Origin of the sequence: Halomonas citrativorans (assembly GCF_014898005.1) — a bacterium.
Taxonomy (GTDB): domain Bacteria; phylum Pseudomonadota; class Gammaproteobacteria; order Pseudomonadales; family Halomonadaceae; genus Vreelandella; species Vreelandella citrativorans.
On sequence record NZ_JABUYX010000032.1, the window covers coordinates 1 to 20,396 of the forward strand.

Annotated in this window: 19 protein-coding genes and 1 pseudogene; 7 read left to right on the plus strand and 13 right to left on the minus strand. The window is 53.2% G+C overall.

All coding sequences use genetic code 11. The annotated features are described in order from the left end of the window. Positions 1 to 78 precede the first annotated feature (78 nt). Positions 79 to 1,449, minus strand: a pseudogene (locus INT20_RS16680) (efflux RND transporter permease subunit); the annotation flags it as partial. Next, positions 1,449 to 2,528: an efflux RND transporter periplasmic adaptor subunit gene (locus INT20_RS16685; RefSeq protein WP_193057357.1), complete on the minus strand. Its 1,080-nt coding sequence runs from the start codon at positions 2,526 to 2,528 to the stop codon at positions 1,449 to 1,451. The pseudogene INT20_RS16680 and the gene INT20_RS16685, both read right to left, overlap by 1 nt. A 133-nt stretch (positions 2,529 to 2,661) precedes the next feature. On the opposite strand from INT20_RS16685, the gene INT20_RS16690 reads away from it, so the two are divergent. After that, positions 2,662 to 3,846 (plus strand): BaiN/RdsA family NAD(P)/FAD-dependent oxidoreductase, encoded by a 1,185-nt coding sequence (locus INT20_RS16690; protein WP_193054959.1) that lies wholly within the window; start codon positions 2,662 to 2,664, stop codon positions 3,844 to 3,846. Positions 3,847 to 3,868: 22 nt separating this feature from the next. Here INT20_RS16690 and INT20_RS16695 read toward each other — a convergent pair whose 3' ends face one another. From INT20_RS16695 to INT20_RS16710, 4 genes are all read right to left on the minus strand, one after another. Further along, a complete protein-coding gene (locus tag INT20_RS16695) occupies positions 3,869 to 4,186 on the minus strand; it encodes a YqjK family protein (RefSeq protein WP_193054958.1) in 318 nt (105 codons plus the stop codon). Continuing rightward, positions 4,161 to 4,565 (minus strand): phage holin family protein, encoded by a 405-nt coding sequence (locus INT20_RS16700; protein ID WP_193054957.1) that lies wholly within the window; start codon positions 4,563 to 4,565, stop codon positions 4,161 to 4,163. The genes INT20_RS16695 and INT20_RS16700 overlap by 26 nt, the downstream gene beginning before the upstream one ends. Next, a complete protein-coding gene (locus INT20_RS16705) occupies positions 4,565 to 4,897 on the minus strand; it encodes a DUF883 family protein (RefSeq protein WP_193054956.1) in 333 nt (110 codons plus the stop codon). The genes INT20_RS16700 and INT20_RS16705 overlap by 1 nt, the downstream gene beginning before the upstream one ends. Before the next feature lie 80 nt (positions 4,898 to 4,977). Further along, on the minus strand, positions 4,978 to 6,009 hold the full coding sequence (locus INT20_RS16710; RefSeq protein WP_193054955.1) for a phospholipase A: 1,032 nt from the start codon (positions 6,007 to 6,009) through the stop codon (positions 4,978 to 4,980). 214 nt (positions 6,010 to 6,223) lie between these two features. On the opposite strand from INT20_RS16710, the gene mscK reads away from it, so the two are divergent. Beyond that, positions 6,224 to 9,526: a mechanosensitive channel MscK gene (gene mscK, locus INT20_RS16715; RefSeq protein WP_287078603.1), complete on the plus strand. Its 3,303-nt coding sequence runs from the start codon at positions 6,224 to 6,226 to the stop codon at positions 9,524 to 9,526. Positions 9,527 to 9,533: 7 nt separating this feature from the next. Here mscK and INT20_RS16720 read toward each other — a convergent pair whose 3' ends face one another. Then, positions 9,534 to 10,295, minus strand: coding sequence for a TlyA family RNA methyltransferase (locus tag INT20_RS16720; protein WP_193054979.1), 762 nt, complete (start codon positions 10,293 to 10,295; stop codon positions 9,534 to 9,536). A gap of 584 nt (positions 10,296 to 10,879) precedes the next feature. On the opposite strand from INT20_RS16720, the gene INT20_RS16725 reads away from it, so the two are divergent. From INT20_RS16725 to INT20_RS16735, 3 genes are all read left to right on the plus strand, one after another. Continuing rightward, the gene (locus INT20_RS16725) at positions 10,880 to 11,209 is read left to right on the plus strand and encodes a DUF1820 family protein (protein WP_018916745.1); all 330 of its coding nucleotides are present in this window, start codon (positions 10,880 to 10,882) and stop codon (positions 11,207 to 11,209) included. Between the two features lie 81 nt (positions 11,210 to 11,290). Beyond that, a complete protein-coding gene (locus INT20_RS16730; protein WP_193054953.1) occupies positions 11,291 to 11,920 on the plus strand; it encodes a TIGR04211 family SH3 domain-containing protein in 630 nt (209 codons plus the stop codon). A gap of 107 nt (positions 11,921 to 12,027) precedes the next feature. Next, the gene (locus tag INT20_RS16735) at positions 12,028 to 12,660 is read left to right on the plus strand and encodes a thiopurine S-methyltransferase (RefSeq protein WP_193057358.1); all 633 of its coding nucleotides are present in this window, start codon (positions 12,028 to 12,030) and stop codon (positions 12,658 to 12,660) included. Between the two features lie 26 nt (positions 12,661 to 12,686). Here the strand turns inward: INT20_RS16735 and INT20_RS16740 are convergent, their stop codons facing one another. The 5 genes from INT20_RS16740 to cysP form a co-directional block, all read right to left on the minus strand. Beyond that, the gene (locus INT20_RS16740; protein WP_193054951.1) at positions 12,687 to 13,280 is read right to left on the minus strand and encodes a YajG family lipoprotein; all 594 of its coding nucleotides are present in this window, start codon (positions 13,278 to 13,280) and stop codon (positions 12,687 to 12,689) included. Between the two features lie 174 nt (positions 13,281 to 13,454). Beyond that, on the minus strand, positions 13,455 to 14,549 hold the full coding sequence (locus INT20_RS16745; protein WP_193054950.1) for a sulfate/molybdate ABC transporter ATP-binding protein: 1,095 nt from the start codon (positions 14,547 to 14,549) through the stop codon (positions 13,455 to 13,457). Continuing rightward, the gene (cysW, locus tag INT20_RS16750; RefSeq protein WP_193054949.1) at positions 14,546 to 15,373 is read right to left on the minus strand and encodes a sulfate ABC transporter permease subunit CysW; all 828 of its coding nucleotides are present in this window, start codon (positions 15,371 to 15,373) and stop codon (positions 14,546 to 14,548) included. The genes INT20_RS16745 and cysW overlap by 4 nt, the downstream gene beginning before the upstream one ends. Continuing rightward, entirely contained in the window at positions 15,373 to 16,227 is an 855-nt protein-coding gene (gene cysT / locus INT20_RS16755) for a sulfate ABC transporter permease subunit CysT (protein ID WP_087106725.1), read from the minus strand. Before cysT ends, cysW begins: the two co-directional genes overlap by 1 nt. Before the next feature lie 27 nt (positions 16,228 to 16,254). Next, positions 16,255 to 17,265, minus strand: a complete 1,011-nt coding sequence (gene cysP, locus INT20_RS16760; RefSeq protein WP_193054948.1) for a thiosulfate ABC transporter substrate-binding protein CysP — start codon at positions 17,263 to 17,265, stop codon at positions 16,255 to 16,257. A 287-nt stretch (positions 17,266 to 17,552) separates the two neighbouring features. Between cysP and rpe the strand changes: the two genes are divergently transcribed. After that, a complete protein-coding gene (gene rpe / locus INT20_RS16765) occupies positions 17,553 to 18,248 on the plus strand; it encodes a ribulose-phosphate 3-epimerase (protein ID WP_193057359.1) in 696 nt (231 codons plus the stop codon). A 5-nt stretch (positions 18,249 to 18,253) separates the two neighbouring features. Here rpe and INT20_RS16770 read toward each other — a convergent pair whose 3' ends face one another. Beyond that, a complete protein-coding gene (locus INT20_RS16770; protein ID WP_193054947.1) occupies positions 18,254 to 19,552 on the minus strand; it encodes an NAD(P)/FAD-dependent oxidoreductase in 1,299 nt (432 codons plus the stop codon). A gap of 173 nt (positions 19,553 to 19,725) precedes the next feature. Here INT20_RS16770 and INT20_RS16775 point away from each other — a divergent pair, with 173 nt between their 5' ends. Further along, complete coding sequence (locus tag INT20_RS16775) at positions 19,726 to 20,394, plus strand: phosphoglycolate phosphatase (RefSeq protein WP_193054946.1); 669 nt, start codon at positions 19,726 to 19,728, stop codon at positions 20,392 to 20,394. Positions 20,395 to 20,396 lie beyond the last annotated feature (2 nt).

Genomic DNA, 20,396 nt, shown 5'->3' on the forward strand with positions numbered 1-20,396 from the left:
TCATTTAACGATGGTATGCCTCCCGTTGTGGCTGAGGAAAATCTTAAATTACTGTCCGGTATTAGTTGACCACTACACAATGTCGCCCTGCAGCATGCTTAACGGAACAAATACCGCGACCAACACCAGCGTGGTGGCAATAACCGCAAACGCAATCTGGCGTGTTCCTCTAAAAGCGGCTACCAGCGGCGTTTCACCATAGTCGTGCATGCGGCGATTGATATTTTCCAGTACCACAATGGCATCATCAACAATCAAACCAATCGCCAACACCAACGCCAGCAGAGTGAGCAAGTTGATTGAAAAGTTCATTACGGCAAGCGCGGTAAAAGCCCCAATGACCGCAATAGGAACGGTAACGGCAGGCACCAGCGTGGTCCGCAGGTTACCGAGGAATAAAAAGATCACCACGACGACCAGGCCCATGGCAATAAACAGGGTCATCACGACTTGTTTAATGGCACCGGAAACAAAGACCGAGGCATCATGGGTTAGGCCAAGCGTCATTCCCTCGGGTAGCGTCTCTTGAAGACGTTCCAACTCATGCCGCACTGCACTTGAAAGCTCAACGACATTAGCGGTCGACTGCATCACGATGCCAAGCCCGACCATGGGAATACCATTGGCGCGAAATACGGAGCGATCTTCTACCGAGCCGACCTCAACCCGAGCAACGTCGTCCAGTCGTACTAGATAGCCATTATCATGTTGATTTAGAGCCAGGCGTTTAAAGTCATCGGCGGTTGCAAAGCTGCGCGGGAGGCGAACGATAAACTGGCGGTCTTGTGATTCAATGGAGCCAGCCGGTAGCTCAACGTTTTCGGCGCGCAGGGCATCTTCAATATCGCCGACGGTCAGGCCGCGAGCGGCAAGCGCATTGCGGTCCAGCCATACGCGCATGGCGTAATCCCGGCCACCGCCGATACGAACGCGGGCAACGCCCGGTTGCACAGACAAACTGTCAACCAGAAAGCGGTTGGCGTAATCCGTAAGCTCGGTAATTGAGTAGTCGGCGCCCGAGAGGCTTAGCCATACCACGATCTCTTCGCTGCTATCGGCCTTGGTGACTTCCGGAGCGTCGGCATCGTCGGGCAGGTTACGCAAGGCACCCGAAATTCGGTCACGGATATCGTTCGCCGCCGCGTTAATATCCATTTCAATGCCAAACTCAATTTCAATGCGTGATCGGCCATCCTCACTTTGCGAGGTAATTAACTCAATGCCCTCGACGCCTGCAATTCGGTCTTCCAATACTTGGGTAATGCGCGTTTCGACGACATCGGCGGACGCGCCCGGATAGCGGGTATCAATACTGACGATGGGAGGATCCACGGTGGGATACTCTTGCAGAGGAAGCCGATTAAGCGCCAGCAAGCCAAAGGCAATGATCAGTGCGGCGATGACCATGGCAAGCACGGGTCGTTGTACGGAAATGTCCGATAGACGCATTAGCGATCGGCCTCCAATAAGGCGCGAATACTCGTTTCATCGTCCACGATGCCCAGTAAACGTACTTCCAGCCCGTCTCTTGCCAGTTGCAAGCCGTGAACCACCACTAGGTCGCCTGCTTCAATGCCTTCAAGAATTTCTACCTGCCCGTAGCGCCGTTCACCTATCACTACGCTGTGCCTTTCAAGGCGCGGGGTAGGGCCACTTTGGTCAATCACCATGACATAGTGTTGGTCGCCACTGGGTTCGAGTGCCGCTTCGGGCAGCACGATGGCATCGCGTACGCGCTGTTGAACGACCACTTCCATCAACATACCCGGCCGAAGGCGCATATCGGGGTTTTCAAGCACGGCTCGCACGTTAACGCTTCGCGAGACAGGGTCAATGCGTGTATCGATACTGGCAATATCGCCAGTAAAACTATCGTCGGGGTAGGCGGCTGTCGTAGCACTGAGCGGTAGCCCAATTGAAAGGCGGCTTAGAAAGCGTTCAGGAACGCTAAAATCAAGCTTCATCACATCCAGCTTGTCGAGCGTTACCAATTCCATGCCGGGCGTTACCAGTGTGCCGGTACTAAGGGTACGCAACCCCACGCGGCCGCTGAACGGCGCTTTGATTTGGTAGTTGGTAAGCCGCGCTTCGATAACCTGTGTATTGGCTTGCGCTTGACGAAGCTGTGCTTGAAAGTCTTCGAGGTCCGCCCGAGCGGCCAGGTTGCGTTCCTGTAGCTGGATGGTACGACCAAGCGTGTTACTTCGTTCGTCACTGATGGCTAGAGCTGAGCGCAACTGGGCTTGTTCTTCGGCATCGTCCAGACGAATCAGTACTTGCCCCTGTTCAACCTGGGCGCCATCCTCAAAATTGATCTCGGCCACAATATCGGTGACCGTCGCAGAAAGCGTAACGCTCTCATCGGCACGCAGGGTGCCCAAGGCTTCCAGTGGGTCAGACCACGTCATTATTTCTGCGCGGCTGCCAATTACAGAAGGTGCAGGCTGCGCTGCGGTTTGCCCTTGGGCGGGGCTTGAGAGTAAAACAAAGAGCAAAACAAGCAAATACGGTCGGGTATACGCGGACATGGGTTTCTCGGTATCAGGCGTGGGGGTAATCCTGGTTAGCACTCTTATATGATGTCATGAAACGTGAAGAAACATTTTCTCTTGGTCTTGAACTGTTAAAATGCGTGTCTTCTCCCCCCAAGAGCAATTCTCTATGGTTTATGATGTCGTGGTTATCGGCGCCGGTGCCGCAGGCCTAATGTGCGCTGCACAGGCTGGCTATGCAGGCCGACGCGTGCTGGTACTCGACCACGCCAACAAGGCAGGTAAGAAGATACTGATGTCCGGCGGTGGCCGCTGCAACTTTACCAATCTTGGCACCACACCTCAGCATTTTTACTCTGAAAATCCGTATTTTTGTATTTCCGCGCTTAAGCGCTATCGGCCGGAACACTTTGTAGAGCTGGTTGACCGGCATGGCGTCGAGTACGTGGAAAAAGCCCCTGGGCAGCTATTCTGTGCAACGTCGGCTAAAGAGATTGTGCGAGTGCTATGGACAGAGTGCGAATGGGCGGGTGTGGAAATAGCGCTAAATACCCAGATCAATAAAGTCGCCAGGCAAGGCGACGCCATGCGCCTGATGACATCCATGGGGAGCATTGATGCTGGGATTGTAGTGGTGGCGAGCGGTGGCTTGTCGATTCCCACGATGGGCGCCACCGGGTTTGGTTATGAACTGGCACGCCAGTTTGGCTTGGACGTGTTGCCTACTCGGCCTGGGCTAGTGCCTTTTGCCCTGAGTGATTTCTGGAAGGAGCGCAGTGCTGCGCTTTCCGGACTCAGCTTGCCTGTCGCGGTGAGCTGTGCAGGGCGGCGGTTTGTTGAGCCGATGCTGTTCACGCACCGGGGCTTGTCGGGCCCCTCTATGCTACAGATATCCAGCGTATGGCAACCCGGCTCATCCATAGAAATTGATACATTGCCGGGCGAGGATGCCGCCGCGTCACTGCGTGAGGCGCGTCAAACAACGCCCAAACGTCAGCTATCCACCTGGTTGGGAGAGCGCTTTCCCAAACGCTTTGCTCAGGCACTTTTAGAGTGGTACCCAGACTCGAATCAGGCAGCGCCGCTAGCTCAATACAGTAACGATGAAGTAGATCAATGGGCCTATCGGCTTAACCAATGGCAGCTTAAACCAGCGGGCACTGAAGGGTGGCGTACGGCAGAGGTAACCATGGGCGGGGTCAATACAGACGCTATCTCATCGAAATCGTTTGAGGTGAAAGGTGTGCCTCAACTGCGCTTTATAGGAGAAGTGCTGGACGTGACTGGCGAGCTTGGAGGGTATAACTTTCAGTGGGCGTGGGCGAGTGGGGTTGCTTGTGGGCAAGCTTGCTAGGCCGCGTGATGCGGCCCGGCAATTAAGTAACAACGTTAGAAAGCAGCTTCAGTTTGCGAAATAGCATATAGCCTGCAAGCGCTTTTCTACCGGCTGCCATTACTCCGCCCGGCCTGCGTACAAATTTGTAGGCGAGCAGACCGCCAGCGGCGTAAAGCGGTAACTTGATGCTGCGCCACTTTTGATCAAGTGGGGAGGCCGAACGCTGTAGATAGTCGCTGCATACCAGAATATCAATGCGCTGCTGCTCAAGCTGTGCAAGTAATGCTGCTTTGCGCTCAGCACGGCTTATACGCTCAGAGCGGTTGGGCGGCTTAACGCTCTTGTTGGTTTGCTTCATCGCCTTTCACCTCAAGCAGAGCACGATCAGCTGCTAGTTGTTTAAGCGTTTCTTTTAAAAACGTATGCCGTTTGGCCTGACGAATAGCAATGGCTGCCAATAATAAACTGGCTGCTATTAGAACACCCGCGCTGACACCAATCGCCAGCAGCCTGTAAGAGTCCCAAAAAAACACGATGACTAGCGCGGTAAGCGTTATTACACCCAGCAATAAAAGTAATAAGCTGGCGCCGGTCAAAAGAAACAGGGTGACTAAACGAGCGCGCTCTTCTTCGAGTTCTAAAACCGCCAAACGCAGTCGGGTTTCACTGTTAGCAACCAGTGACCTTACCAAGCGCTTGGAGGCAGAAAATACGCGTTGGGTTGGCCCCAAAGACATTAGCGGCGTCCGAGCAGCATACCTACCAATAGACCGACGGCTGCGCCGATACCGATGCTGGACCACGGGTTTTCGCGTACATAACGATCACAGCAGTCAACTTGATTTGAAAGCGTTTCACGAGTTTCATCATAAATTCGCTCGCCGCGAGCTTCCAGGCGTTCACGAGCGTTTTTAAGGCGGCTTTCAGCACGAGCACGAAGGTCGTGCATTTCGCTGCTGGCATCCTTGGACGTTGCGTTAACCAGTTCTTCTATGGTGTCGCTTAAGTGGCGCAGATCTTCTTTCCACTGGTCAGTGCGGTGCTCAGTATCGAATTGACGCTTAGCCATTTTGTCTTCCTTTGACGAATGAATGAAATAATTAATCTATATCAGCATAGCAGCCGACACATGATAGACAAGGCCATTTTTTAGCGGTTCAAACCCGTCGCACTAAACAGGGGATTTAAACTAAAACCAATGCTTAGACGGTTAACACGATCATCGTAGTCAATCATGCTTTCACCATAGCCATAGTAATACTGGATGTGCCCGCGCAGGTTGCCAAACGTAGGCCAGCTGTAGTCAATTTGAGTGCCGTAGTTACCTGCGTCCGGGTTACCTCGAAATAACGCGCTGATTTCATGATTGTTATTGAGCCGCTTGGCAATATGGATATCGCCATAGCCCATATAACGTTCAATATCAGGATTATCATCATTACTGGCAGACTCAGGAACGCGCCAAAAAGGAGCGAACGTCACTGCCCAATCGCCACGTTGGAATGTGCTTTCCAGGTAGACGCGGTTCCAGCTGCGCGAGAGAGGGTCTGAGCGGCCATTCGATTGGTGATTAAATGCAACGCGATTGCGTGTATTTACCCAGCCAAGCGCATCCCAGGCGTTATCGAAGTCGATAAACAGCTCGGGTTCGTAATTGGTTTCTCTAAACGGGGAGGAGGCATCGGTATTGTAAGCCTGCCACCAGCTGCGCTGGGTATAGCCAAAATAGAGATCCCCTGCATCGCCGAAAACACCTTCTACCAGGTTGGCTTTAACGCTTAATTGGAACTTGATTTCGTAGCGATCCGCGTCTGAATCAGTGGTGATTTCCCGAAAATTCTCGGCATTCGGTTTTGCGTTATAGCTGACAGGGAACAAATAGTTAAGGCGGTGTGTGGTGATCGAAAAGGGATTGCGTGTCGATTCTTGCTCAAGCAGCCGGCGTTCGATGATATCTTCACGAGCGGCGACTTCGGGTGGTTGCTTTACCGTCACTTTTGCAGGCGTGTCGCCAAGTGCTGTCTGGTTATTTAGTTGTTGTTGAAGCTGGTAGAGTTCACTATTGAGCTCACGAATACGCGCTTCAATTTCTTCCTGGGAGTCGGCTAAGGCAGGGCTACTGTACGTTACTGTGCTTAGCAAGGCTATTACGCTTGCATACAGCAGTTTTCGGGTGACCATTTTTCGGGTGACCATTGAAGCGACTCGCAAATAATAAAGGGGAAGGATCAATTATCAGAGTCGTTTCTATACATGCCAAGAGAGTAAGTCAACCTCTTCGTTGCGCAGGTCAATGGAACCCCTGACAATGGCTGGTATTTAATTTTTACCACTATCTTTTTTTTCTGAGGGTATATCAACCGTGGTTAGATGTATCTGTAATTATACCTTGAAGGTGCTATTGGCGCTTTATTTGATGACGGTGTGCGTTAGCGTTCAGGGCGCCTTTGACGTTGATCAAGTACCCTCACAAGAGACAATAGCGGCGCGCTTGGCAGCGCTCGATTCAGTAGACAGTGAGCTAACCGCGCAGCAGGTTAGCGAGCAGACCAATTTAAGGGCCGCGCTGGAAATTTACCAACGTTTGGATGCTAATGATGAACGTTTAAAGGTACTTAACCAGCGGGTTGATGAGGCGCCTGAACAGTTGTACCAGTTAGAGCTTGCGTTGGGTGAGGTGGAGGAGAGTTTTCAGCAGTTAACTGCCCAAACATTCGCCGATATGTCGTTGGACGATTTAACGTCACAGCAGGCAGATGCTGTCCTTGAACTGCAGCAGCTGCAAGGGGAATTGACCGATGTGAACTCGCAGTTACTGGCCTCGATTACGTTACCCGAGCGAGCCCAGCAGGCAATCTCCAATGCCCTGCAACGTGCTGAAACGCTACGCCGCGAGTACGATGATCGCGAAGCGCTATTAACGGATAGCCAGCTCTCACTCTCAAAGGATGCGCAGCTCATACAGCTTGGCTTGGCACGACTCTTGGCGGAACGAGATGCCGCTTATAACCAACGAGAGTTAAGTGTTAATAGCCGATTGCGTGAACTCGCGCAACAACGGCGCGACCTCTTTTCGTTGCAAATTGATTACCAGGAAAAGCGTTTGGGTTTACTTGAGGATGCCATTGACCTTCAGCGTACCCTTGAGTCTGAGCAAGTGGCGGCCGAGGCCATCGTGGATAATTCGCTTTTGGCTGAGGGCAACCCTGTCATACTTGATGCCCAGCAAGTTAATCAACGCATAAGCCAGGAACTGCTGCAGGCAACTGACCGCAGCAATACTATCTTGCGTGAGAATTTTGAGGCGCAGCGTGATCTGGACTATGTACTCCAATTGCAGCGTAGCCTCAATGAACAGATTGATGCCATGCGTGGGAGTCATTTGTTATCACTTATTTTAAATGAGCAGCGCCAATCATTGCCTACGCCAGTTCCGCATCGACATTTGCAGGATGAAATTGCGGATCTTCGATTGAGACAGTTTGATTTAACCCGCCAGAGTGACCATTTGCGCCACGGCAGACGGTTAGCCATTCAGCGCGTGGAGGAGGCAGGCCTTGAGGCAACCCCAAGTGTGATCGACGCATTGAACCAGATTTATAGAGAGCGTCGTGAGCTGGTAGAGCAGTTGGAGCAATCCTACAGCAGCCTTTTAAGTTCTGCGATTGAGCTACAGCTTAATCAGAAGCAGCTGCTCACCACGACACGCGAGCTACGTACCACCATTTATGAGCAGTTATTTTGGGTCGCTAACAGTCAGCCTGTGGATATTAACTGGCTGCGCCAGTTGCCCAACAACATTCGCCTGGAGTGGCGAGAAGGCGAGTGGCGAGTCATTTTTTCAAACCACTGGCAGGCGCTTTCCTGGAAAATAGTGTTTGGGCTGCCATGGATGCTACTTGGCCTGTTGCTCATCGGGTTACGCGCGCGGATAAAAGAGCGCTTGGCGACTATCCATTCTCAGATTGGTCGTTTAAAAAGCGATACTCAGTTACACACACCAAAAGCAGTGCTGTTAAACGCGCTATTGGCTATTCCGGGGCCGTTGATGCTAGCCGGTGTTGGAGTAGGGCTTCGCGAAACAGACGATGCATTAACCCACAGTATTGCGCCTGCGTTAATGCAGCTCGCGTTAAGCTGGGGGGTGGTCGCGTGGGGGCGACGTTTGCTCGCACCTGATGGCGTTGCCGAACGGCACTTTACCTGGCCTGCTCGTTATAACGCCCAGATTCGTAAGCTATTACGTTGGCTGGGGTTTGCGCTGGTGCCGGTGATAGCGATTGCGACAATATCGGGGCAGGTGCAAGCACCTCTAGCCTTGCGTCCTATTGCACTGGGCCTGATGGTCGCGGGGCTGTTAGCCATGAGCTGGTGGCTAACGAAGCTGATTTTGGCACATGTTCCTTTTTTTGGGCTTCGCTTATTCCGTTTGGTGCTGGGACTCGCCATGGCCGCCATCCCGCTCGTATTGGTGGGCTTGATCGTGTGGGGGTATGAATACACCGCACTGCGTTTGGCGGGGCGGTTTGCGATCACGCTTTATTTATTGGGGCTGTGGGTGGTTGTTGAGGCGACGGTAGTACGTAGTTTGGCTGTGGCCGCCAGACGCTTGGCTTACCGACGAGCGCTTGCCCGACGTGCTCAAGCGCAGGAGGAAGCTGAAGGGGGGCTTGAGGTGGTGGAAGAGCCGCCGCTGGATATGGAGAAAATCAATACTCAGTCGCTACGCCTCTCCAAGCTGATTTTATTAATCGGCTTCAGCTTACTTTTATATCTTGTCTGGTCGGATCTTTTATCCGTGGTGGGATATCTGGATCACGTTTCCCTGTGGGATTCTGGTGACGAGGATTTGATTGGCAGTGAACTGTCTGTCACGGATGTTATTACCGCGCTGCTGGTGGTCGCGGTCACCTTTATTATGGCGCGTAACCTGCCTGGCCTTTTAGAGGTAATGGTCTTGTCTCGCTTGGCACTAAAGCAGGGCAGTGCCTATGCCATCAGTTCGCTGCTCTCGTATGCGATTGTGGGTACAGGCATGCTGATTGCGCTGGCCACCCTGGGCGTTTCCTGGGACAAGTTACAGTGGCTGGTGGCGGCGCTCAGTGTGGGGCTGGGCTTTGGGTTACAGGAAATCTTTGCCAACTTCATTTCAGGTTTGATTATCCTGTTCGAACGGCCTATCCGCATTGGGGATACGATTACGCTGGGCAACTTGCACGGGACCGTGAACCGTATAAGGATACGAGCGACAACCGTTACTGACTTCGATCGCAAAGAAATTATTATTCCCAATAAAACCTTTGTGACGGATCAGCTTATTAACTGGTCTCTTTCAGATAACGTGACCAGGGTCGTGCTGACGTATGGCGTTGCGCATAACTCGGACCTGGCCAAAGTGCATCAGCTTTTACGCCAAGCGGCAGATGAAAACGAGCGGGTGTTGATTGACCCGGAGCCTCAGGTGTTCTGTTTGAGCTATGGCAACCATAGCTTCAATTTTGAGCTGCGCATTTTTGTTGATGACATCAAGGAGCGCTTGCCTGCGACGGATGAAATCAATTGTCGGGTAAATGAGCTGTTTCAAAAAGCAGGTGTTCGTGTGGCGTTTGAGCAGATGGATGTATGGCTGCACCGTGACCGGGGGGAGTCGGTCAAAGTGCAGTCAATTAATAAGTTACCGCCGTCTACGCATAGTTAGGCGTATGTCAGGGGGCAGGCTTAAGGGCATGAAGAAGAAACTCCCGATTACCGTCTCCTCCGGTAATCGGGCTCTCTTGCCAGTGCTGCACCGCTAACCCACAAGCGTCACAGGCCTTGCGAATCTTTTCTTCCACTGTGTGGTAGTCGGCCGCGCGTCGAACGATGCCCCGCTTATCCAGCGCTCCAGGGGTGAGTTCAAACTGAGGTTTAACCAACGAAATTAGCTCTCCTCCTGTTGGCAGCAGTGCGGCGATCTCCGGCAAAATCAGGGTCTGAGAAATAAAGGAGACGTCCATCACTGCGGTATCAATAGGAGTCGCGGTAATCGCTTCTTGCAGTGCTACGGATGAACTCATGTGCCTGGCGTTAAGGCCTTCGAGGCACATAACACGCGGGTGGGTACGTAGCGATTCCGCGAGCTGGCTATGGCCAACTTCTACGCCAATCACGTGGCGTGCGCCAAAGTGCAACGCGCAATCGGTAAAGCCCCCCGTGGACTGTCCTACATCCAAAATGACATGGTCATCCAGGCGCTTATTTAAAACCGTTAATACGCTTTCAAGTTTTAAACCGGCGCGAGAGACATAACGCTCCTCAGGGTCGTCGTCGACCAATAGCGGTGTATCCTCAGGCCACTTTTCAGAGGGTTTGGTAAGCACGCGCGAAGGCGCCTCTAAACGCACACGCCCATGGCGAATAAGCCGCTGGGCACGTGTACGCGAACTGGCTAACCCTTGGCTGACCAGTAGTTGATCGAGTCTTAACATTGATGACATGGTTAATTAAACACGTGGCTATAACGGGTTAAGTGGCGAGTGAGACCCTTCAAGGGCCTGTAACTCGGTATCGGGCAAGCGAGAGGCTCCCCAACTGCGATATAAAGACTGTTTGACGCTATCAAGCTCTTCATTCGATACCTGTGGTACTCACAATAGCGCCATTATGAGGCGTCACAATGACTCCTTGTCCCGGTGGTCACGGGGATTATACATAGAAGTCGAGGCCTTCCTGTCGTTTTAGAAGGTCGCGCAGGGGATGGGCATCATCGCCTTTAAAATAAATCAGCCCCCAGTGGGTGCCAAAGGCGGTGCGGATAACGGGTGCCCCAAGCGGCCTGCTTTATCGTGGGCCTCTTCTTTTGCATGACCGTTACTCCTGTAGGGTGAGAGTATTCCCATTCGCTCTCTTCACCCTACACGACGCCCGCTATATCGGCTAATGAGTAGATCGTAGAGTGGGCAGTTAGCGTTTATTAACGCATTGAGTCAGGTCAGCTAAGGCTCTGCTGATAGGGTTATGGTACGCTAGGCCGGAAAATTTTATGTTCATAGGGCAAGAGGGATAGGCCAAAATGGCGGCCAAGCCGATTTATCGAGTAGTGGTTCACCAACAGGGTGAAATTTGGGATTTATACGTTCGAGAAATATTTCAAAGCGAACTCTGGGGCTTTATTGAAGTCGAGGAGTTTGTCTTTGACGACGCGTCACGGGTAGTTGTTGATCCTGCAACTGAAAAATTGCAGCGAACCTTCGAGGGTGTCAAACGTAGTTACCTGCCTCTTAATGCGATTGTGCGTATTGATGAGGTGGAGCGTGAAGGCCCTTTGAAGGCAGTAAAAAGCGATGCCCGCGTTGCTGAGTTTCCTCGTCCCTTCCCCCTACCACCACGTAGCGAAGGATAAGCGCTCAAGACAGGCGCGACGCTGTAAGCGCTGGTGGCCTCGTCCGCTATGCAGCGTTTTTTTTAATCAGGACATGACGTTATGCAAGCAGATAAATTTCGTTTCTCTTATATCGCGGCCGGTGTTTTATTAAGTGTGGCCAGCGCACAAGCAATGGCACAAACCGACGGTCAAGCGTGGGTGAGCGATGAGTTGAGCACTTACGTGCGCAGCGGGCCTACGGATGGATACCGCATTATTGGCACGTTAAATGCCGGTGAGCAGGTAGAGGTACTGGAAGAGAGCGGTGATTACACCCGGGTGCGCGGCCAAAGCGGCGACACCGTGTGGGTATTGACGAACGAAATCCAGGAAACGCCTAGTGCTCGCGAGCAGTTGCCGGTGCTCCAGGCCCGGGTCGATGAGCTCACCGCAGAGCTTGATGGTATTAACGATACCTGGGAGCAGCGCACCTCCTCGACGACAGAGACGCTTGAACTGCGCGAGCAGCGCATTGCTGACCTTGAAGCGCGCAATAACGAGCTTGATAACGAGGCCGAGCAGTCGCGCCAGCAGGTGCGCGCGCTCCAGGCTCGGCTGGATACCCAGGAAGAAGACCTGTTAATGCGCTACTTCATGTATGGCGGCGGTGTGGCGGGTGCCGGGCTGTTAGTGGGGCTTATCGTTCCGCACTTGCCGCGTCGGCGTAAAAAGCGTGATCGCTGGTTCTAGGTTCCGGGTTTTAAGCTTCAGGTTTTAAACTCCAGGTTTTAAGTTCTAGGTTCTCAGCATCAGGACCTGTTTTTTAGGTTCTGGATTCAAGGGTAAAAGGGCGTCTAATGAGCACTTCCTGGCGGCAGCGCTGGCAAGAGGGTCGGATTGGTTTTCATCTGTCTCAGCCGCATCCAGCGCTGCTTGAGTACTGGCCCACATTGGGCGTTGAGCAGGGCACTAAAGTGCTGGTGCCCTTGTGTGGTAAAAGCCTGGACATGCGCTGGTTGGCTGATGCGGGACATCCGGTGCTAGGCATTGAGTTGGCGCCTGAGGCAATAGCGCAATTCCTGGCCCAACGCCAGACGCCTGTATCGCGCTATACCCAAGCAGGGTTTGAAATATCACGTCAAGGTAGTGTGGAACTCTGGTGTGGGGATTTTTTTCATTTGCACATACGCCAAGCTGCCGAAGTAGGCGCGTTTTATGATCGTGCAGCACTGATTGCGTTACCGCCTGCCACGCGCGAGCGCTATGCATTCCACTTGGCCCAGCTGGTTCCGCCCGGAGCCGCTGGGCTGTTGGTGAGCATAACGCACGAGGATGAGGGTGCGGGCCCACCGTATAGCGTGCCTGACCAGGAAGTGACTCAACTGTTCACACCCAATTTTCGCGTCACGCTGCTTGAGCAAGGAAGCCCCGATGAACGGGGCCGAACGGAGTCTGTCTGGTCATTAGAGCGGCGCGGACTACACAAATAGCGCGGTATCAGCGTGCTCAATGTATATCAGCGGGCGAGTAGCTGACCAAGCTCTGGGTCGTTGAAGGCCCGGTTAAGGCCGTCGCTGAGCAGGTCATTCAGCATACGTGTATTAGCGTCTTCACCCGGCCTAACGGCATAGCCTTGTGTGCGGCGCGAGGTGTAGGTGCCGGTATACGTGGTGCCTTTATTCTGGGCAATGGCCCGGAAAACACCCTCAATACGCGCCTCGTCTACCAAAGGCTGACCGCTGTCGCCACGCCCATACTGTAGGCTAACAAGCTCCAGGGTAAGGGTAGGTCGGCCTTGGGCCTGCTCGGTGGTGGGGTTAAAGCCCATATCGTGAACCGCACGCTCGGCTTCTGCTTGCAGTTGGGGAATCAGTTCATGGCTGCTAACGGTAATCTGAGCCGTTGACATACTGCCGCCAGCCCTTGTACCAATAACCTCGCTTTCTCGAGCATCAACGGCGACGACCGTGACGTGTTGGCCTGACCCGGCTTGCGGCACATTCGTACTACGCTCCGGGCTAAGCTGAAGGTATTGAGGCCCTGAGCAGCCTGCTAACCAGAGGCCTGCCAACAGCACTCCTGAAAGACGTAAAAAATGGCGCCGAAGCATATTTTATTCCCCGCAGTAACGGTTTGTTCCAATAACTGGTTCTAATAACCTGTTTCAGATAGTTTGTTTCAAAGCACTTGTTTCAAAGAGCTGGTTTCACAGAGCTCTCTGAATAACTATGCCGCTGTTATGCGCAAAACGCCAGCAGGATAAAGGGTGGGCGCTGTTGGCTAGTTAAGCGGCTCGTGCCTGTTTTGCTGAGTCCGTTACCCCGTCTTTAAACCGGTGCCACTGGCGCGGGTGGGCATAAAGGCGTTGCCCGCGCTTCATCGCTAAACGTTCAAAATCCGCATGACGCACGGTCGCAAGCCAGGGCTTCTCCAGCCAGTCAGCTTCCAGCTCTACACGCACTTCGGCACCTACGGGGGAGATCGCCGTTATCACTACCGGTAGATGGCAGGTGTCGCTGGGCTGTTCTGCCAGGCGTACCTCGTGAGGGCGCAAAAGCAGTTCTTCGCTACCTTCGGGTAGGTCAACGTGCAAATAGGCATCGCCGCAGGTCAAAATGCCATTACGAACGCTGCCTTCCAAGTGGTTGACGTCACCCAAAAACTCGAAGACAAAGCGATTTTTTGGCGAATGATAGAGTGTGTCCGGAGCATCAATTTGCTCAATGCGCCCGTTGCTCATCACCACGACCCGGTCGGAAAGCTCCAGCGCTTCTTCCTGGTCATGGGTAACAAAAACGCTGGTAAAGTTCAGCTCGCTGTGTAGGCGACGAAGCCAGCGGCGTAAGTCCTGGCGTACCTTGGCATCCAGCGCGCCAAACGGCTCATCAAGTAGCAGTACGTCGGGTTTTACCGCTAACGCACGGGCGAGAGAAACACGCTGCTGCTGGCCGCCTGAAAGCTGGGCGGGGTAACGCTTGGCCAGGTGTTCAAGCTGAACCATTTCAAGCAGGCGAAACACGCGTGCGCGAATTTCACCGCTGGAAGGGCGCTCTTTTTTGGCCATCACCGTCAAGCCAAACGCGACGTTATCGTAAACGCTCATATGACGAAACAGCGCATAGTGCTGAAATACGAAGCCGATACGCCGGTCGCGCACATGCACATTTGTGACATCGCGTTCGCCGAACATGATCCTGGCCGACTGGGTAGCGTGGTCAGCACTTTCAAGGCCAGCAATAATCCGCAAAAGCGTGGTCTTGCCCGACCCCGAGGGCCCCAGAAGGCCGACTAATTCGCCCTCATGGATATCCAGATTGACAGGTTCAAGGGCCTGCGTGTTGCCAAAGTGTTTTGCAATATTTTCTAAGCGAATGCTCATAAGAGCGCCTCCCGGCGCGATGCGCGCCATTCCAGGCTAGCCTTGGCCGCCAGGGTAAGCAGGGCAATCAGTGCTAACAGTGCCGCGCATGCAAATGCACCAACCGCATTGTAGTCCTGGTAAAGCTGTTCAAGGTGAAGAGGAAGTGTATTGGTTTGACCACGTATCGAGCCTGAGACTACCGATACTGCGCCAAATTCACCGACGGCGCGGGCGTTGGTTAAAATAATCCCGTAAAGCAGTGCCCAGCGGATATTCGGCAGTGTGACTCGCCAAAAGGTTGCCCACCCTTTGGCTCCTAGCGTGGCGGCTGCCTCTTCCTCACGCGAGCCCTGCGCCTGCATCAGCGGAATCAGCTCGCGGGCAACGAAGGGACAGGTAACAAACACGGTCACCATCAAAATTCCAGGCCAGGCAAACATCAGCTGAATATCATGGCCATCCAGCCAACTGCCGATCCACCCATTGCGGCCGTAAAGCAGCAGGTAAATAAGCCCGGCAACAACAGGGGAAACGGCAAAGGGGATATCAATCAAGGTTTGCAGAATGCGTCGACCTGGAAAGCTAAACCGCGTAACAAGCCACGCCAGGGCCACGCCAAACACCAGACAGATAGGAATGGTGAGTAGGGCGATGACCAGCGTTAGACCAATCGCATGCAGGGTAAAGTAATTGCTTACATTGACCCAGAAAGTCGCAACGCCCTGAGAAAAGGCCTGAGCGAAAATGGCGACAAGCGGCAGCAATAAAAACAGTGCCGAAAGGATTAACGCCGCGCCAATTAACAGGCGCTTGACGCCCGGTGCATCACCAATCCTACGCATTATCCCTTACCTCCATGCAGGCGGCGGACAAAACGGCCTTGCCAAATGTTGATGGCAAGCAGCAGCGCGAGCGAAACAAACAGCACCACGGAGGCCACTGCGGAGGCGCCTGCGTAGTCATACTCCTGCAGCTTGACGAAGATCATTAACGCGGTAATTTCCGTTTCGTAGGGCATATTGCCTGCGATAAAGATAATCGCGCCAAACTCGCCAAGCGAGCGCACAAACGCAAGGCCTGTTCCTGTCACCAGAGCGGGCCATAAGTGCGGCATGATCACCCGGCGAAAGGCCACCCAGTCGGTTGCGCCCAGAGACATGGCGGCTTCGTCAACCTCAGCGGGTAAGTCTTCCAGTACGGGCTGCACGGTGCGTACCACAAACGGGATACTGGTAAATGCCATGGCCAGCGCGATACCGACCCAGGTGTAGGCCACTTGAAGCCCCAAAGGCTCAAGCAGGCGCCCCATCCAGCCACTGCTGGCATAGAGAGTGGCCAGCGTAATGCCCGCCACCGCTGTGGGGAGAGCAAACGGCAGGTCCATTAAAGCATCCAGCAGTCGCTTGCCGGGAAACTCGTAGCGCACCAATACCCAAGCGAGTAGCAGACCGAAGACCGCATTAATTAATGCTGCCACCGCCGCTGCGCCCATGGTGACCATATAGCTTGCGACCACTCGGCCTTCGGTAATAATTGACCAGTATTGGGCAAGGCTTAGCTCGGCAAGCTGCCCGAAAAGCCCAGTGATAGGTAGTACCAGCACCAACGAGATAAACAGCACGCTGATGCCCATTGAAAGGCCAAAACCCGGCAGCACTCGCGTGCTGCCGGTTAGTCGTAAAGCGCGTTGATTCATAATGTTTTGATAACGACTGATGTCCTGTTAACGGCGCTGTAGTTGATCGAGCAGCGCGCCACCCTCGAAGTGCGTTTCCATTACTTCGTCCCAGCTACCAAATACGTCTTCTACGCTGAACAGCTCAGTTTCCGGGAAGTGGTCGGAAAACTCTTCAACCACGGTTTCGTTATGTACGCGATAGTTAAAGTTCGCCAGCAGTCGCTGGGCATCTTCAGTGTAGAGATACTCAAGATATCCCTGCGCTAAATCGGTATTGCCGTTGCGCTCAGCATTTTCAGTAACGACCGCGACGGGGAATTCGGCTAAAACGCTCATGGGAGGAACGACCACTTCGTAGTCGTCGCTGCCATACTCCTGGCGAATGTTATTCACTTCGGATTCAAAACTGATCAGCACATCACCGATACCGCGCTCTATAAAGCTGGTGGTCGCGCCGCGGCCACCAGTGTCAAAAACGGCCACATTGCCCAAGAACGTGCGCATAAAATCTTGGATCTGCTCTTCATCACCGTCAAATTCCTTGTCGGCGAATCCCCATGCCGCTAAATAGGTGTAGCGCGCATTACCGGACGTTTTTGGATTAGGGAAGACGACTTGAACATCTTCTTTTACCAGGTCATCCCAGTTTTCAATTCCTTTGGGGTTGTCCTTGCGAACCAGAAAGGCCGTCGTGGAGTAGTAAGGCGATGCATTGTTATCCAACGCGCTCTGCCAATCCTCATTCGCCAAGCCAGCATCCGCTAGTACCTGAACGTCGGTTACCTGGTTAAATGTGACGACGTCTGCTCGCAGACCCTGCAGGATGGCACGCGCCTGAGCAGAAGAGCCGCCGTGGGACTGGTTAACGCTGATTTGTTCGTCATTCTGTTCTTGCCACCAAGCGATAAACTCAGGGTTGATCGCGCTAAATAGCTCGCGCCCAATATCGTAGGAGGAATTAAGCATTTCGCGCTCTTGCGCCATGACAGGGCTAGCGATGCTAGCGCCTAGCGTAATGGCAAGCAGGCTGCGACGGAAAAAGAGTGGCAGAGACATGGCTAGCTCCTTCTTAAAGCGGTAAACGATATAGATCGCAATTGGCATAAGATTAAACCTGACATTGTGGAATTACAATTGCGATTGTTATTCTTTTTGGAAATAACGGTGTGCCTGATTGATAAAGGGGGCAGACACATGGTTGGAAATGATTAACTGCAATGGGTAGCCAAAACCGCGCCGTTTTTTCAATTGCTCTGTTAAAATGCCCTTTATCCAAGGGCATCACCAGGTTGTCGCTGCGCCACTTGGTAATCCCTCATTTCAATGGCTAGTCAGGAGTGCCCATGACCGCTGCGCATGATTTTTTAATTGCCCCTTCTATTCTCTCCGCTGATTTTGCACGACTAGGGGAGGAAGTGGATAACGTGCTGGCCGCGGGCGCTGATATTGTCCACTTTGATGTAATGGACAACCATTACGTACCGAACCTGACGATTGGTCCCATGGTATGTAAAGCATTGCGACATCATGGTGTGACGGCGCCTATTGATGTCCATTTGATGGTGAAGCCGGTTGATCGCATGATTAGCGATTTTATTGAGGCAGGGGCCAGCTATATTACGTTTCACCCGGAAGTGTCTGAGCATGTCGATCGCTCGCTTCAGTTGATTCGTGATGGTGGCTGCAAGGCAGGGCTGGTATTTAATCCGGCAACGCCGCTCTCTTATCTTGACTATGTGATGGATAAGGTCGATATGGTGCTTCTAATGAGCGTTAACCCAGGGTTTGGTGGCCAGTCGTTTATTCCTGGCACACTGGATAAACTGCGCGAGGCGCGTGCTCGTATTGATGCATCCGGTAAAGCGATTCGTTTGGAAATTGACGGCGGCGTAAAAGCCGACAATATTGCCGAGATCGCAGCGGCAGGGGCGGATACCTTTGTGGCAGGCTCCGCTATTTTTAACGCGCATCAGGCCAGCGACCCACACGGCTATGACTCGGTTATCAAGAAAATGCGTGCGGCGCTGGCCAAGGTTTAAGACGCTTAATGTAGCTTCATGCGAGGCCTGAGGTAGCGGTTAATCTTATCGACTAGCCACGTAAGTCCGGTTTTCGGGACGCCATGGATCGACACTTGATGCATGCGATAAAGCGATGCGTAGCACTGGCGAGCAAACCAGCCTTCTAAAAAGAGGCCACGCGACGCTGAGCTGCGCATCAGATTACCCACCGCGTCGTAGCGTGCCAGCGAAACAAGCGAGCCGTGGTCGCGGTAGTGAAATTCGTTAAGTGCTTTGCCTTCCAGCAAATGGTTGATATTTTTGGCTAGCAGTTTCGCCTGCTGATGAGCCGCTTGAGCGCGTGGAGGTACGGTGCCATCTTCACCCTGCGGGCAGCTGGCGCAATCACCCAAGGCAAAAATGCTGGGGTCATCAACACTCTGCAGTGTTTTTTCAACGTTAATCTGATTTTTCTTGTTGGTTGAAAGCCCCAGTTTGGTTAAAAACTCGGGGGCTTTAATGCCTGCCGCCCATACGTTTAAGTCGGTTTCAATGGTGTCGCCGTCGGCTGTAATGAGTTGGTTGGCGTGGGCTTCTTTAATCGCCGTGCCGATATGCACCGTTACGCCCATTGTCTCCAGTTCTTGTTGCACGGTCTGGCTAATACGTTCGGAAAGGCCAGGCAGTAGTCGAGGGGCCGCTTCAAGGATATGCACGCTAATTTGCTGATGGTCCAGCGCGGTTACCCCATAAGCGTTAAGTAAGCGCGAAGCGTCGAAAAGCTCGGCAGCAAGCTCGACCCCTGTGGCGCCTCCGCCCACAATGCCGATGGTCAGCATGGTATGCTGACGTAATGAGGGGTCGGTATAGCGCAAAAACGTATTGATCATCTCTCGTTGAAACAGCTTGGCCTGCTGGGGGGAGTCGATGAAGTGGCAGTGCTCGGCCACCCCTTGAGTGCCAAAGTCGTTGGAAACGCTGCCCAAGGCGAGCACTAGGAAGTCGTATTTTAGCGCGCGCTCGGGAAGCACTTCATTGCCGTCTTCATCATAAATAGGCGATAAGTGTAGTACTTTCTGTTCGCGATCCAGGCCATGCAGTGAGCCGCGTTGGTAGCGGTAGAAATGCGCAGATGAATGCCCGCGATAATCCACCTCATCCATGCTGGAGTTTAAAACCCCCGTCGCTAACTCATGAAGCAGCGGTTTCCATACATGGGTTGCATTGCGGTCAAGCAATACAATTTCAGCGCGCTTGCGTTTTCCTAACGTATGCCCTAACCGAGTCGCAAGCGCTAAACCGCCTGCGCCGCCACCGACAATAACAATCCTGGGTATGGCCATTAGTTTCTCCTTGGCTAATCTGGCTTTAGCATAGAAGCTTCTCTCTCTTCTGACTAATGCGCTAGCGCCATGGACGCAGTAAGATGCTGAGCAATTTGGCAGGTTAAGACATTGAAAATGGTAGGCGTGTCATTGCCAATGCCTACATAAGTCAGCGTTAAGGGAGCAGGGCAGTGCACTCAATACTCACGGGAAAACGATTAGTCGCGTTCGATTTAGACGGCACGCTGGTTGATTCCGTACCTGACTTGGCCGTTGCGGTGCAGAAAATGTTAGGCGAGCTTAATTTGCCCACACCTGACGGTATTCAGGTGCGCGACTGGGTGGGCAATGGTGCGCCGATCCTGGTGGAGCGTGCACTTACCTGGGCGTTGGGCCGGTCTCCTGAGGAAGCGCTTCAAGCGCGCGCCTTTGATGCTTTTATGGCGTATTACGGTGCGGCACCGAATGCGTTAACGACGCTCTATCCCGGTGTAAAAACAGCACTTGAAGCGCTGCATGGCGCGGGCTTTACGCTGGTGCTCATCACCAATAAGCCAGAGCGGTTTATTGTGCCCATTCTTGATCACTTCGGGATTCGTCAATGGTTTACGCTATGGGTAGGAGGAGACACCTTGACGGAGAAGAAGCCTTCCCCCTTACCCCTTTTACATGCCGCGCAGGCGCGCCAGTTTTTGCCAAGTGAGTGCCTAATGGTCGGCGATTCTCGTCATGATATTGCCGCGGGCAAGGCAGCCGGGTTTGCCACCCTCGCACTGCCTTATGGCTATAACCATGGCGATCCTATTGAACTCAGCCAGCCTGATTGTGTGATGGCGTCGCTGCTGGCGCTTGTCACTTAAGA